This window comes from Arsenophonus sp. PmNCSU2021_1 (genome assembly GCF_036919435.1).
In the GTDB taxonomy this organism is placed as follows: Bacteria; Pseudomonadota; Gammaproteobacteria; order Enterobacterales; family Enterobacteriaceae; genus Arsenophonus; species Arsenophonus nilaparvatae.
In genome coordinates this window covers 57,437-73,114 of the sequence record NZ_JAZHPL010000006.1, presented here as the reverse complement: position 1 = coordinate 73,114, position 15,678 = coordinate 57,437, and the positions used below count along the sequence as shown (strand labels likewise).

Here is a 15,678-nt window from a genome sequence, read left to right as displayed (position 1 = left end):
AAAATTAGCAAATGTTTTTGAGATAACGTTGAGCATAAAATAGGGCGCTAATATTTCTTGTTTCGTTAAAGTCTTTAACATCAAGAAGTTGCATCATGTTTTCGATTGGCCAACGAATTTGTTCTAATGGCTCTGGTTCATCGCCTTCCAGTTTTTCTTCATAGAGATTTTGTGCAATGAATATATTCATTTTGTTGGAAAAATAGGCGGGTGATATTGTTAGTTTTGCTAATAATTCAACATGCTTTGCGCCATAACCAATTTCCTCTTTTAATTCTCTTATAGCAGCTTGTATGGCAGTTTCTCCTTTATCAATAGCTCCTTTAGGAAAACCTAGTTCATACTCTTCAATACCAACAGCATATTCACGAATTAAAATTAATTCGTCATTAATAATAGGAACGATCAGTACGGCTTCATTTATTGTTGGCTGCATTCGTTCATAAAGACGCTTAACACCATTACTAAATTCAAGATCAACAGATTGGATACGAAAAAGTCTAGATTCAGCAATATTTTTTATATTCAAAATTTTGGGTTTTTTGATTTGTTTCATATACTGTGTCCCGGACAAAATTTGTTGAATAGATTATAACTTTTTATATTAAGAGCGAAGATAATCTTTTGATTTTTTGCTGAAATCAATTGTCATTCAATCTATCTTTTTAGTGATAATATATCAATAAATTTAGCCAGAGGTGATTATTATAATAAGAGAGTTTTAGTAATATTTTTATTATATTACTTATTAATTGAACGACTATGTTGTTAAAATAAATAATGACAAATCGTAACTCATTGTTATTAATATTAAAAACATAAAACTAGAATAGGAATTACCTTATTTAGAGCTATTGAAAGGGTTGTTATTCTGCACAGGCATTATTCGTTACATCGGGGAAGAAATGAGCTTACCTTTTGTTATATTGGTTATTTTAATTATTTGCTTGTTTATATTAATTTTCTTTTTGTTTATGAAAGGAAAAAAAGGTAATGGTATAAATAGATTACCTTTCTTAATACAAGCTAATTATCGTAAAATTACGTCTGATGAATATCAGATAATTTGTGACTATCTTAAATATACCAATTCTGAACAAATCTTAATAAAGACAAAAGAGGCTACAATAAGAAAATTATTTGATTTTCCTAAAAGAAATGCCTGGGTTTCTACTGGCGGTAATGCAATAACACGCTTCTCTTTAATCAACGATCAAGATAATTTATGGCGCTATTTTATTGATTCTAAAGAAGTTCATTTACCCCGACAATTAGAACCTTACTTAACAACTCAAAATGTTATGGATGTTGTTGATACGGATACCTTACCGCTTGTTATCTCAGTAAATAATCATTTTTTGGGTGATTTTAAGCAAAATTTTAAAGAGTTTCATTTAACTAAAGAAATAACATTTCCACCAGTTAATGCCATTATTCAAGAGAGTGGTCAGCAGTTAGTAAAGTTTATTAAAGTCAGAAAAGAGACATTGGAAGAGTATAAACTTAATCGATCATTTAGTTTGTGGGGCGGTGGTGTTATTTGTGTTGGGCTAATTGTTTGTGCACTTTCGTTATTCGCTATTACTATTTTTTTTCCTTGGTTAATGTTGTTTGGCGGGCTAACTTTTATTATTGGAGTTTATCTTCTTTATCGGCCATATATTTTTCGTAAGAGATATCAACAGGATATTCGTTGTGTGGTAGGTAAGCCTAAACGATGGGGTTTATTTGGCGAGTTTGATAAAGGTAAAAAACATAATATTTCATTGGCTGGAATTGATCTTATTTATCCATCTCATTGGGAGCCATTTCTGGAATATGAGATTGATCAGGCTATTAATATTGATATATATGCAAATGGTTACGTTGTTCGTCAAGGACGTTATTTATCTTTACATGAAGAGGCTCGTCGTTATCCATATAAAAGATATGGCAAAAATTTAATGTTGGTGATAACCAGTTTTTTTCTTATGTTATTACTTCATTTCTATGAACCAGTTCATTTACCCGCGAGATTAATTTTTCATTGGCTTAATGGAGAAAATTATCTACAGACAACAAATTATGCCGAATTGGAAGTGATGCCGTTACAGATTGGTGACTATATTGCAGTTAAAGGTGTGGGTATGTGCTATGTACCTATTGATTTTATAGAAAAAGGAAATAGGTTTGATTTTCTTCCTTTTGATTGTTCCGGTATTTACTGGAATAATATAAACCCATCTCCTATACCTGAATCTGATATAGTTGAAAAAGTCTTTTCTCTTTCAACAACAGTTAAACAGCAGCTTTATTTTAATAATTTGGATCGTAAAGTTAATCAGCAGCTTCGACGAGAGATTATGAAATCTGGTATGAATTTACTTGATAATTTCGCTGATATCATCTTAAAAACAAATTCATTATGCCCACTTAATAATGAGTGTTTTCGTTTAAAGAGCGCGTTAGTTAATTTAAGTGATACCTATGAATGGTCGGTACTTGTTACCAGAGCTAAAAATGGAAAATTAGCGGGTACCAATGTGATATTGCGGCCATGTGGGGCAGAAACTTTGGAAAAACTGGTTAATGAAACGACATCTTTTTATATTAATAGAGAAATAGAAAAAGCAGCGGCGTTATTGAATACACCACCGACCAGAGGTGTATTACTTATCAGTGATGAAGGAAAACCGTTTGTAGATTTAGTTTCATTCCACTCTCCTGTTGTTGATTCTTATTCTCCATTACAAAAATGGCAAGAGCTGCAAAAATTGTCAGATATTTTAATGCATACTCCTTTTGAAGCAGAAGGTATTATTACTAAATTATTTGTCGATGCAAAAGGTACGCGTCATATTATTTTACATAGTAAACCTAGTTCTATGTTACTTTTACGCTATATTAGTGCTTTTCTATTAAACTTGGTTTTAATGGCAACTTTTATACTAAATCTTATTCTGGTTATTACACGTAAGCGTATAAATAAGTGGCGATTAAAAAGTATTCGGCAATATTATGAGCATTGTTTCAATATTGTCTCTTCCACTGACCAGCAAAAAAATATTTAACCTAATGAAAAGAGTATGAAAACACAGTCAGATATGGATTTGATTATTCGTTTAGATAAATGGTTATGGGCTGCACGTTTTTATAAAACGCGAGCAATTGCTCGTAAAATGATTGAGGGTGGCAAAGTTCACTATAATGGGCAGCGAAGTAAACCAAGTAAAGTCGTTGAAAAGCATGCCATTATAAAATTAAGACAAGGAAATGATGAGTTAACTACACGAGTTTCGCACCGGCATATAAAATTCTAGAAATCGCTTCAGAACAATAATTAATCTGTAACTTGCTAAGACGTATAAATTTACTTAAATTACAATAAGTTATTTTTAATTTATGAGATTTTTTCTATTTATATATTATGCTGAATTAAACTTAAAAATAGAGCGTTTTTTTATTGGTGCGAAACTCGTGAACTATAGAAATATTGGCCATTAGCGATCAGCGACGGGGCGCATCAGAAGCAAGAGCGTTATATCATGAAACACAATACAGTATTGTTAATAGAGAAAGATTGGCTTTAGCTCGTAAAACTAATTCATTAACCATGCCAAACCCAGAACGTCGTCCTGATAAGAAAGAACGACGTAACCTGATTAAATTTAAGCATACAAATTTAAATGAGTCATTTTGATGACAACTTTAGCAATGAGAGAAAATATCTCTAAACATGACCAGTTACACCGTTTTTTGTTTCAAGATGATGCTGTTCGTGGTGAGCTAGTTTCAGTCAATGAAACTTATAAAAAGATACTCGATCAACACGATTATCCGTCAGCAGTTAATCTATTATTGGGTGAATTGTTAGTTGCCACTAGTTTATTAACAGCAACTTTAAAATTTGAAGATGATATTACCATACAAATTCAGGGAGATGGCCCGGTAAAAATGTTGGTAATAAACGGAAATAATCACCAACAAATGAGAGGTGTTGCTCGTATTGAAGGTTCAGTTACTGCTCAATCATCATTAAAACAGATGGTTGGCCAAGGTTATATGGTGATCACAATTACACCAACAAATGGTGAGCGTTATCAAGGTGTTGTTGCATTGGAAGGTAATACAATAGCGGAATGTTTGGATGATTATTTTAAACAATCAGAACAGTTGCAGACACGTTTATTCATTCATTCAGGTGAAATAAATGGTGAGCCTGCTGCTGGTGGAATATTATTGCAGGTATTGCCCTCTGCTGGTATTGAAAGTCAGCATCAATTTGATCATCTGGTGCAATTAACCGCTACGATTAAGGGCGAGGAACTATTTACTTTAGAGCCAAAGGAAATTCTTCATCGTCTTTATCATGAAGAAGATGTGACATTATATGATCCACAGCTAGTCGCCTTTCATTGCAGTTGTTCAAAAAAGCGTTGTGAAAACATTTTGCTATCTCTTTCTGATGAAGATATTGAGCATATATTGCATGAACGTGGTGAAATTGATATTGAATGTGAATTTTGTCGGGCTGTCTATCTGTTTAATAAACAAGATATAGAGGAATTGAAGCGAATTAAAAAACAGCAAATTCATTGAGTCAGTATTGCTTATTTTATACCGTAATAAAGGATATAAATACATTTTTTACTGTAGCGTTGATTGTGCTCTAGATCGCATTTTTAGTTCAGAAAATAGTTTAGATGAAATTTATTGATTTTTATCGCTGTTAATTTCCAGTAAAAATTTATGATATGTCCTAATTAAGGTTAATATTCATTTAGGAGCATAAATTAATGAGTGCAAAAAAAAAGATTACTCCAGAAGAGATGGCTAGATATGGTATTCATCAAGTAACTGAAATCGTTTATAACCCAGGATATGAACAACTATTTGCAGAAGAAACAAAACCTTCTTTAAAAGGCTATGAACGTGGGATTGAAACCAACTTAGGCGCAGTAGCGGTTGATACCGGTATTTTTACTGGTAGATCACCAAAGGATAAGTATATCGTTCGTGATAACGTTTCTAAGGATACTGTTTGGTGGGCGGATCAAGGTAAAGGAAAAAATGATAACAAACCGATGACCGAAGCGGTTTGGCAATCATTAAAAGATTTGGTGACTAACCAATTCTCAGGTAAGCGTTTATTTATCATTGACGCTTTTTGCGGTGCAAATTCAGATACCCGTTTGAAAGTGCGTTTTATTACCGAAGTTGCCTGGCAGGCACATTTTGTCAAAAATATGTTTATTCGACCTACTGAACAAGAATTGATTGATTTTCAACCAGATTTTGTTGTAATGAATGGAGCAAAATGTACTAATCTCAACTGGCAGGCTCAAGGCTTAAACTCAGAAAATTTTGTGGCGTTTAATTTGACTGAGCGTATGCAACTGATTGGCGGTACTTGGTATGGCGGTGAAATGAAGAAAGGATTGTTTTCGATCATGAATTATTTGCTGCCATTAAAAGGAATTGCGTCAATGCATTGCTCCGCTAATGTTGGTGAAAAAGATGATGTGGCTATCTTCTTTGGTTTGTCTGGCACCGGAAAAACAACTCTTTCGACCGATCCTAAACGTAAATTAATAGGTGATGATGAAAACGGATGGGATGATGATGGTGTGTTTAATTTTGAAGGTGGTTGTTATGCTAAGACCATACATTTGTCTGAAGCGGCAGAGCCTGATATTTATCATGCGATCAAACGCGATGCATTATTAGAAAATGTCACTGTTTTGACTGATGGCTCTGTTGATTTTAATGATGGAACCAAAACAGAGAATACCCGCGTTTCTTATCCTATTTATCATATTAATAATATTGTTAAACCGATTTCAAAAGCAGGCCATGCGACAAAAGTTATTTTTTTGACAGCTGATGCATTTGGTGTTTTGCCGCCGGTATCTTGTTTGACGCCTGAACAAACTGAGTACCACTTTTTGTCGGGTTTTACCGCTAAATTAGCGGGCACTGAGCGCGGTATAACTGAACCAACGCCAACTTTTTCAGCCTGTTTTGGCGCGGCTTTTCTGACATTACATCCTACTCAATATGCTGAAGTATTAGGTAAGCGAATGGAAGCGGCTGGTGCAAAAGCATATCTGGTTAATACCGGTTGGAATGGAACGGCTAAACGTATTTCGATCAAAGATACTCGTGCAATTATCGATGCGATCTTAAATGGGGATATAGATAAAGCAGAAACCATAAATTTACCCATTTTTAATTTAGCTGTACCTACCAATTTGCCAGGAGTTGATAACAATATTCTGGATCCTCGTCATACTTATACAGATAACAGCCAATGGGAAGTTAAAGCTAAAGATTTGGCTAAGCGATTTATTAATAACTTTGAAAAATATACTGATACCCCAGTTGGGGCAGCACTTGTGAAAGCTGGCCCTGAGCTGTAATTTTCAATAAGAGTTGTCAATAGTAAAATAAAAAGTGCATAGAATATAATAAAAGCTATGCACTTTTTATTTAGTTGTGAATATTCATGAACTGAAAAGGAATGGCAAAATTTTGCTTAAATTTTCTCTATCGTTTTGCGGTTCTGTTAGAGCGGATAGGATATAAGTCAGGAGTGAGGTCTATTAAAACATTTTGTTAAAAATTGATAAAAGTTAAAAAAGTGCCAGCGCTAGGCTGGCATAAGTAAACACTGGAAGCAATGTGAGCAATGTCGTCCTTTCATATGATCCCAGAAAGGTTCATCTGAAAGTGTTTTAATGATAATGGTTATCACTATCATTTGTAAAGTGATTTTTTTAATATAAATGTAAAAAAATCATTCATTGTGATAATATATTGATAATTATAATATATTTATATGATATTTAATTCACAATTTAAAAACAATTGGTTTTATCGTTGATAGCAAATGGCTAGATCACTTTAGCTGACAATATTAAAAATTTAACTATAACGAGATAGTTATGATTTTGTCAGGTGTTGAGCACACGTCCAAGCTGAACTCCATGCCCATTGAAAGTTATATCCGCCTAACCAACCAGTAACATCAACCACTTCACCAATAAAGTAGAGTCCGGCTACTTTTTCTGATTCCATCGTTTTTGAGGAAATACTATTTGTATCAACGCCTCCAAGAGTGACTTCTGCGGTACGATAACCTTCTGTGCTATTTGGTTGTATCTGCCAGTTGTGTAGCATTTCCGCAATCGTATTTATCTGTTTCATATTAAGCTGTTTTAACGAGTTATCTGGGATTTTTTTTAATACTTGTAATGTCTCGATAAGTCGTTTAGGTAGATATTTTGTTAATAAGTTTTTTAACGACAGATTAGGATGAATGGTTTGTTCATGGATTAAACAATCGATAAGATTAATATTGGGAAATAAATTAATACTTATATGCTCCCCAGGTTGCCAGTAACTTGAGATTTGCAAAATAGCTGGGCCTGATAATCCTCTATGTGTAAACAGAAGATTTTCTTGGAATGTCATGGCATTTTGTGAACTGATTTTTACTGGAATAGCAATGCCAGAAAGTGTGTGTAAAACGTCAAGCAGCTCCTTATGTAATGTGAAAGGCACTAAAGCTGCTCGCGTCGGTTGGATGGTATGGCCAAATTGCTCAGCTATACGATAACCAAAAGGAGTTGCCCCCAATTTAGGTATTGAAAGGCCACCGCTAGCAACAATTAGTGCGTTTGAACTAATAATTTTTTCATTAACATACACTAAAAATTTATTATCTATTTTTTTTATCTGAGCGATTTCGCTTTGCAAGCGTAAACTAACGCCAGCTACTTTACATTCAGTTAATAGTAAATCGACAATATCTTGTGCGCTATTGTCACAAAAAAGTTGACCTAATGTTTTTTCATGATAAGGAATATGATGTTTTTGTACTAACTCAATAAAATCCCATTGGGTAAAACGAGCCAGTGCTGACTTACAAAAATGGGGATTAGTAGATATATAAGCATTAGGATCAATATAAAGATTGGTGAAGTTGCATCGTCCGCCACCAGACATTAAAATTTTTCTACCCGCTTTTTTGCCACTATCCAATATCAGTACTTTTAACCCTTTTTGGCCTGCATTGGCTGCACAAAATAGACCGGCCGCTCCTGCACCTATAATGATTACGTCAAATTTTTCCACAAAATTTCTCTTTTATCTGAAAAGATATTTATTAATAACACGAGTTTCGCACCAATAAAAAAACGCTCTATTTTTAAGTTTAATTCAGCATAATATGTAAATAGATAAAACCTTATAAATTAAATATAACTTATTGTAAATTAAGTAAATTTATGCATTTTAGTAACTTGCAGATTAATCATTACTTTTAAGCCATTTCTAGAATTTTATAGGCCTGTGCGAAACTCGTGAATAATACAAATAGCGCGTTTTTTATTAAATAGCGTAAAATATTTATTACGATTTAAATTTGTGTGGACAAATGTTATTAAGCACTATAAATCTACATATTCTTTATTTTATTAACTTAATGAAAGTAAAGAATATTTTTGTTTTATTTGTTTTTTTGTCAATTAAAGTCAAAAAAGATGTAGATTTTGCTTCCACCGCTAACGTTTGTCACTGATAATGCATTGAGTTCATATTCAACAAATTGGCTTAAGGTTTATGCTACATTTATTTACTGGTTTGGATTTTTACACCGGTCTGTTATTAATACTAGCGCTATTATTTGTGCTATTTTACGAAGCAATTAATGGTTTCCATGATACCGCAAATGCAGTAGCAACGGTTATCTATACTCGAGCAATGCGAGCTCAATTTGCGGTTGTTATGGCTGGTGTTTTTAACTTTTTTGGCGTTATTTTAGGTGGCTTGAGTGTTGCTTATGCTATTGTGCATTTGTTGCCAACAGATCTTCTCTTGAATGTAAGTTCTGCTCATGGCCTGGCAATGGTTTTTTCCATGCTATTGGCGGCCATTATTTGGAATTTGGGTACCTGGTATTTGGGGTTACCGGCTTCTAGTTCACATACATTAATAGGTGCCATTATTGGTGTTGGTTTAACCAATGCATTAGTGACAGACTCCTCTATAGTGGATGCATTGAACATCCCAAAAGTTATTGAAATCTTTCTTTCCCTCATCCTTTCTCCTGCTATTGGTTTTGTTATAGCTGGATTGCTAATTTTCTTTTTACGCCGTTATTGGAGTAGTACGAAAAAACGTCGTCGTATTCATTTAACACCAGCTGAGCGAGAGAAGAAAGATGGTAAAAGAAAACCCCCTTTTTGGACACGTACTGCATTGATTTTATCTGCCGTTGGCGTCAGTTTTTCTCATGGTGCTAATGATGGTCAGAAGGGTATTGGTCTTATTATGCTAGTGTTAATTGGCGTGGCGCCTGCCGGGTTTGTGCTTAATATGAATGCCAGTGGTTATGATATAACTCGTACCCATGACGCGATAGTGCATCTACAACATTATTATGAAGAGCATCAGTCAGCGGTAAAACATATTGTTAATAAGTCACAACATGAGGCGGAATTGGAAATTTTAGATGAGAAATTCCATTGTGATAATTCACGTCCTATTACTGTGCTAAAACAGACATCACTGATGTTGACGGATATTCAAAGTTATTCAGCACTAAAACCTGAACAACGTAATCAAATGCGCCGATTATTAATGTGTTTATCTGATACAGCATTAGATGTAGCTAAACTACCAGAGACGTCCTCTTCGGATGCTCGTTTTCTGCGTAACTTGAGTAACGATTTGCTTAATACAGTGGAGTATGCGCCACTCTGGATTATTATTGCCGTTGCTTTGGCGCTTTCTGTCGGTACTATGATTGGTTGGCAGCGTGTTGCTATAACGATTGGTGAAAAAATTGGTAAAAAAGGTATGACTTATGCGCAAGGTGTTTCTGCTCAAGTTACTGCGGCAGTTTCCATTGGTGTTGCAAGTTATACTGGTATGCCTGTATCAACAACACAAGTTTTATCTTCTGCGGTAGCCGGTACAATGGTTGTTGATGGTGGTGTACAAGCTAAAACAATTAAAAATATATTACTGGCTTGGTTATTTACATTACCTATTTCTATTATACTTTCTGGTTTGTTTTATTGGATATCATTAAAATTTATATAGACATATCAGATAAACTATATATAACAAAAAATAGTGATGCTTAATTTGGACATCGCTATTTTTTTTCATTGAATAATATATTATCTATATCATTTAAATATTACTTGAGTCCATTAATATCACCAAATGTTCCATATTAAACTTATAAAAACAATAATACTTAATCCACTAATTAACATGAATTGTTTGCGAATACGTTCACAACGTAAAATAACTTCAGGATCGTGATGATTAGTGTATTGTTGAGTATTAATATAACGGATTAGTTTTATATGCTTAGTCCATTGGCCATGGGCGGTAAAGAATCCGTTGCCATCAACAGATTGATAGAGCAAGGGATCAGATTCCCGCAAAATAAAAAGTAATACTCGGATTGAAGAAAAATATCGCATCATATTTATGATGCAAAGTATACATAATGCCCAAAACCATACATGCATATTAAGATAATGACCTCAAAAAATACAGATTTAGCCACTGATATTGTTTTTAGCAAGTGAAAAAGAAGATATTTGCTTATCAGTTGCCGGTTTATTTTAATTGTAGAATAATCTAACAACTTCACAAAATGACCCATTGGGATTATTTTTATCAGTTTAATTTTTATGATGTATATTTTTTAACAAATAATTGATATCTTCAACACTATGATTTTTATGCTAAATTATGGAAAATTTAACTAATTTGGTCTATGCTAATTATTCTGAAGGTATCTATTTTTCATAATTTATGGGTAAAATTTTTATTAAACTATGTTCAAGATGATATTAAACTATCAGGGTTGACCGCTAAGTATTTATCACAAAAACAGGTGTTCTTTTTTAAGAGCTACGTTTGAAAGGAGCTAGATATGGCTTACAAACATATTCTTGTTACAGTTGATTTATCCCCAGAAAGTAAAGTTTTAGTCGATAAAGCTGTCTCCATGGCAAAACCTTATAATGCAAAAGTTTCTTTAATTCATGTTGATGTAAATTATTCTGATCTTTATACCTGCTTGATTGATGTAAATCTTGGTGATATGGAGCAGCGTATCACTAAGGAAACTCACCATGCTTTGACTAAATTAGCCAAAGAAGCTGATTATAAGATTGAAAAAGAATTGAGTGGCCGAGGTGATCTTGGGCAGGTTTTGGTTGATGCAATCAAGGAATACAAGGTAGATTTAGTTGTTTGTGGTCATCATCAAGATTTCTGGAGTAAGTTAATGTCCTCGGCTCGCCAGCTGATTAATACTGTTCATGTTGATATGTTAATTGTGCCATTAAAAGATAGTGATTGATAATATTTATTGGTAAATAAAATTTTTCAATAAAAACACTTGATTATTCAAGTGTTTTTTTATTAATTTTCGATAAATTAAATCGACTTATATTTTGCCAGAAAATGTGATTAAGACACAAAAAATCTCATTAAAAATAGAGATAAATCAATGATATATTCAATAAGTAAATTCACACCTAGCAGGTCATTCTGCAAAAATAAATGTTAATAAGTATGAAAATATCTTAATTTATCTTTTAATCTAAGGAATTTTGTATGAAAGATGGTTTATCTTTAGAGACATTCCTAACACCAATCCCATCACGTTATGCTCATCAACCTGAATTCTTACAAGCTGTGCGTGAAGTTTTTACTTCCCTGGCGCCGTTTTTACGCGATAATCCTCAATATTGTGAACAGGCATTACTGCAAAGAATAGTAGAGCCTGAAAGGGTGATTCAGTTTTGTGTTTGTTGGGTAGATGATAAGGGAAATGTTCAAGTTAATCGAGCCTGGCGGGTACAATTTAATTCGGCAATTGGCCCTTTTAAAGGTGGAATGCGTTTTCATCCTTCAGTTAATTTATCAATTTTAAAATTTCTCGGCTTTGAACAAACTTTTAAAAATGCGTTAACCACTTTACCTATGGGTGGCGGTAAGGGGGGCTCAGATTTTGATCCTAAAGGAAAAAGCCAGGTAGAAGTTATGCGTTTTTGTCAGGCATTGATAACAGAGCTTTTCCGACATTTAGGTCCTTATACCGATGTTCCTGCTGGAGATATTGGCGTGGGTGGGCGTGAAGTCGGTTTTATGGCAGGTATGATGAAGAAGCTGTCTAACAACACTTCTTGTGTTTTTACCGGTAAAGGCTTGTCTTTTGGTGGTAGCTTAATTCGACCTGAAGCGACCGGTTATGGTTTGGTCTATTTTACTGATGCGATGTTAAAACATCATGGTTTAGCGTTTGAAGGAAAACGCGTATCCGTTTCTGGCTCAGGAAATGTTGCTCAGTATGCTATTGAGAAATGTATGTCTTTAGGCGCTAAGGTTGTTACCGCTTCCGATTCAAATGGAACCGTTGTTGATGAAGCAGGCTTTACAGCCGAAAAACTTAAACGATTGGAAGCAATTAAAAATCAATATGGTCGTGTTGAGTCATATGCAGAAGAGTTTGGTTTGACTTATCTTAAAGGAAAAAACCCCTGGTCGGTGCCAGTAGATATTGACTTACCTTGCGCCACTCAAAATGAACTTGATATAGAAGATGCGAAAATTTTAATTAAAAATGGCGTTCAAGCGGTTGCTGAAGGTGCAAATATGCCGCAATTGAAGCTACTGAAGCGTTTATTGAGGCTGGTGTTCTGTTTGGACCGGGAAAAGCGGCCAATGCCGGAGGAGTTGCAACATCAGGTTTGGAAATGGCACAAAATGCGGCGCATTTGAGTTGGACAGCAGAAAAAGTGAATAGCCGCTTGAAACATATTATGTTAGATATTCACCAGAATTGTGTGAAATATGGTGGAGAAGATAAGCAGACTAATTATGTTAAAGGCGCTAACACGAGTTTCGCACAAAACTAATTTGGGTACGCTAATAAAACACGGATTTGCTCAGTAATAGCACTTTTGATTACGTCCCAATTTTGTTGATAAAGGGTTATTTTTTCAGATATACGACGTTTATGTTGTTCAAACCACGCAGAAATAGCGAGAAAAATATGATTTCTTTGCGCTCGGCTCGTGCGAGCCTGACAGCGTTCAATACCACAGTTTTGTTTAACTTCTCGATGATAAACTTCAACAGACCAACGGGCATCCATGATAGATTTGACGTATTGACGGGTGGGATTCTCTTTGTTTGTTACTATGTAATCAATACGGCCGTTTTTGGCTGTAAATTTGAAAACGGTTACCCAACCATATCCTCGCAAGTGTATTGACGTTCCTTCTTCTGAGATGTCTAACTTGTTCAGTTGTTTGTTATGGTTAACAATCCTATTTTTCCTCAGCGTGGTTACCCAGGTCCAACCATGAGAGCGAATTGATTTCAGGTTATCCAGGCTAGAATACCAAGCATCCATCACTACCGCTTCTGGCATGATCCCTCTTTTTTTAGCAAGAGTGAGCATTTCGGAAAAGTGCGTGTTTTTTGTTTTTCCATCAGAATCTTTATCATAAATACGATAATCGATAGGAATTGATTCAACCTTCGTCAGATCATGCCAAAGCAAATTAACTAAACCTATGCCAGCAATAACATCATGTTCATTACCTGAATATTGATAATGGACCATCTCTATTTTTTTACTACGTGTTTTGGCAATCAATGTATCATCGGCAATTAGTACGCAAGGGCTTTTTTTGTCTATAGAAGGTTCAACTAATCGCCATAGGTCTTTAGGTCTAAAACATCTACTTTTTAGCCATCGGCTAACAGTGTCATGAGATAAAGGCGATGGGCTTACTTCTGATAACGCTAAACCAGAGTATCTTAAACTGCTTACTTGTAAGAATGTTTTATAGATATCTTTAATAAATGGATAACCCGACAAAATATGAACACCCTGATTTTTTCTTGTTTTTAAATTTATACTTCTTTTTTGGAGATTGCGAAACTCGTGGCTAATATTGCCGGTTTTGTTAAAGTCGCCGATGCGATGTTAGCACAAGGTATCTTGTAATAAATCAATAGCGATAGGGCAAATTATAGACCCTGTACACGATTCTGTGTAAATGCCTTTTCTCAGTAGTGACCGTCCAGGCGGTCACCGAACTCGATAATAAAGCGGCCCATCGCCATACGCCAGTCCCTCAGCGGCATTGTCCATTTCTGTGACGCCGCCTGGATTGCCAGCCACACCACCTTTTTCACTGCGTCATCCGTCGGGAACACCTTACGCTTTTTGATGGCATGCCGGATCACGCTGTTCAGCGACTCTATGGCTTTCGTTGTGTAGATCACCTTGCGGATGTCTGCCGGGTAAGCGAAGAACGTCGCCAGGTTGGCCCAGTTTGTCTGCCAGCTCCGGCTTATCTGCGGGTAGCGGCTGTCCCATGCGCTGGCGAACGCTTCCAGCGCCTGCTGGCCTGCTTCTTCCGTGGAAGCCTGATAGATGGCTTTCAGGTCGCGAGTGACGGCTTTGTAGTCCTTCCAGGAGACGAACCGCAGGCTGTTACGCACCATATGCACGATGCACAGCTGAATGCGGGCTTCCGGATACACGGTGTTGATGGCGTCCGGAAAGCCTTTCAGACCGTCGACACAGGCGATGAGGATATCGTTCAGACCACGGTTTTTTAGTTCTGTCAGCACACTGAGCCAGAACTTCGCGCCCTCGTTTTCGGCCAGCCACATACCCAACAGTTCTTTCTGACCTTCGATGTTGATACCCAGGGCCAGAAACACGGATTTATTGATGACGCGACTGTCCTGCCGGACCTTCAGGACGATACAGTCAAGATAAACAACAGGATAGACTGCATCCAGTGGGCGATTTTGCCATTCGGTAACCTGCTCCATCACGGAATCGGTGACCTTCGAGACCAGCGCCGGTGAGACATCCGCGTCATACAGTTCTTTGAACGCAGCCGCTATCTCGCGGGTGGTCATCCCTTTGGCGTACAACGATAAAATCTGGTTATCCATCCCGGTGATCCGGGTCTGGTTTTTCTTCACCAGTTGCGGTTCGAAAGAACCGTCACGATCGCGCGGAGTGCGTAGTTCCAGAGGACCATCGCCGGTGGTAACGGTCTTTGTGGAATAGCCGTTGCGGGAGTTGGCACCCGGTTTGGGCTGATTTTTATCGTACACGAGTTTCGCACCAATAAAAAAACGCTCTATTTTTAAGTTTAATTCAGCATAATATGTAAATAGATAAAACCTTATAAATTAAATATAACTTATTGTAAATTAAGTGAATTTATGCATTTCAGTAACTTGCAGATTAATCATTACTTTTAAGCCATTTCTAGAATTTTATAGGCCTGTGCGAAACTCGTGTCGTAGCCCAGATGGTGGGACATTTCGGCGTTGAGAGTCGCCTCAATGCTGATTTTCTTCAGCAGACGATCGAACTGGCTGAGATCGTCAGGGGTTTTGAGATTTTTGGCCAATTCATTAGCCAGAGCCTGCAATTGTTTTTCGTCCATAAATTAACCTTCATTTGATGCTGGATTGAACATATCAAAATCAGGCAATTACACAAATTTATGTACAGGCTCTAATTACGCTTAATGCTAGTAAAATTCTGAATATTATTTTGCTTATTGAACATCGCCTGCAACTATCCTTTTCAGGCGATGTTGTTAGCAAAAATTTGTCGATTATTAT

General features: G+C 35.8%; 10 protein-coding genes and 3 pseudogenes. 7 read left to right on the top strand and 6 right to left on the bottom strand.

All coding sequences use genetic code 11. The features are described 5' to 3' along the window. Positions 1-4 precede the first annotated feature (4 nt). On the bottom strand, positions 5-556 hold the full coding sequence (gene nudE / locus V3224_RS13160; RefSeq protein ID WP_334470993.1) for an ADP compounds hydrolase NudE: 552 nt from the start codon (positions 554-556) through the stop codon (positions 5-7). 349 nt (positions 557-905) lie between these two features. On the opposite strand from nudE, the gene V3224_RS13155 reads away from it, so the two are divergent. The 4 genes and pseudogenes from V3224_RS13155 to pckA all read left to right on the top strand — a co-directional run bounded on the left by V3224_RS13155 (position 906) and on the right by pckA (position 6,398). Next, positions 906-3,050, top strand: coding sequence for an IgaA/UmoB family intracellular growth attenuator (locus tag V3224_RS13155; protein ID WP_334470991.1), 2,145 nt, complete (start codon positions 906-908; stop codon positions 3,048-3,050). Positions 3,051-3,065: 15 nt separating this feature from the next. After that, positions 3,066-3,287 (top strand): annotated as a pseudogene (locus V3224_RS13150) (S4 domain-containing protein); the annotation flags it as partial. A 418-nt stretch (positions 3,288-3,705) separates the two neighbouring features. Next, entirely contained in the window at positions 3,706-4,578 is an 873-nt protein-coding gene (gene hslO, locus V3224_RS13140) for an Hsp33 family molecular chaperone HslO (protein WP_334472030.1), read from the top strand. A 197-nt stretch (positions 4,579-4,775) separates the two neighbouring features. Then, complete coding sequence (gene pckA, locus V3224_RS13135; protein ID WP_334470989.1) at positions 4,776-6,398, top strand: phosphoenolpyruvate carboxykinase (ATP); 1,623 nt, start codon at positions 4,776-4,778, stop codon at positions 6,396-6,398. A 523-nt stretch (positions 6,399-6,921) separates the two neighbouring features. On the opposite strand, the gene V3224_RS13130 is transcribed toward pckA, so the two are convergent. After that, positions 6,922-8,115, bottom strand: a complete 1,194-nt coding sequence (locus V3224_RS13130; RefSeq protein ID WP_334470987.1) for an NAD(P)/FAD-dependent oxidoreductase — start codon at positions 8,113-8,115, stop codon at positions 6,922-6,924. A 486-nt stretch (positions 8,116-8,601) separates the two neighbouring features. Between V3224_RS13130 and pitA the strand changes: the two genes are divergently transcribed. Continuing rightward, positions 8,602-10,086 carry an inorganic phosphate transporter PitA gene (gene pitA, locus V3224_RS13125; protein WP_334470986.1) on the top strand — a complete coding sequence of 495 codons (1,485 nt, stop codon included), beginning with the start codon at positions 8,602-8,604 and terminating at the stop codon, positions 10,084-10,086. A gap of 119 nt (positions 10,087-10,205) precedes the next feature. Here the strand turns inward: pitA and uspB are convergent, their stop codons facing one another. Next, on the bottom strand, positions 10,206-10,526 hold the full coding sequence (gene uspB / locus V3224_RS13120; RefSeq protein ID WP_032115766.1) for a universal stress protein UspB: 321 nt from the start codon (positions 10,524-10,526) through the stop codon (positions 10,206-10,208). Positions 10,527-10,936: 410 nt separating this feature from the next. On the opposite strand from uspB, the gene uspA reads away from it, so the two are divergent. Both uspA and gdhA read left to right on the top strand, forming a co-directional pair. Beyond that, positions 10,937-11,368 carry a universal stress protein UspA gene (gene uspA / locus V3224_RS13115; protein ID WP_334470985.1) on the top strand — a complete coding sequence of 144 codons (432 nt, stop codon included), beginning with the start codon at positions 10,937-10,939 and terminating at the stop codon, positions 11,366-11,368. 257 nt (positions 11,369-11,625) lie between these two features. Then, positions 11,626-12,929: pseudogene (gene gdhA, locus V3224_RS13110) on the top strand (NADP-specific glutamate dehydrogenase). Here gdhA and V3224_RS13105 read toward each other — a convergent pair. From V3224_RS13105 to V3224_RS13095, 3 genes and pseudogenes are all read right to left on the bottom strand, one after another. Continuing rightward, positions 12,926-13,900 (bottom strand): IS701 family transposase, encoded by a 975-nt coding sequence (locus tag V3224_RS13105; protein WP_334470984.1) that lies wholly within the window; start codon positions 13,898-13,900, stop codon positions 12,926-12,928. The pseudogene gdhA and the gene V3224_RS13105 overlap by 4 nt on opposite strands. Positions 13,901-14,091: 191 nt before the next feature. Next, positions 14,092-15,162 (bottom strand): annotated as a pseudogene (locus V3224_RS13100) (IS256 family transposase); the annotation flags it as partial. 143 nt (positions 15,163-15,305) lie between these two features. Then, the gene (locus V3224_RS13095) at positions 15,306-15,497 is read right to left on the bottom strand and encodes a hypothetical protein (RefSeq protein WP_442890350.1); all 192 of its coding nucleotides are present in this window, start codon (positions 15,495-15,497) and stop codon (positions 15,306-15,308) included. Positions 15,498-15,678: the final 181 nt, after the last annotated feature.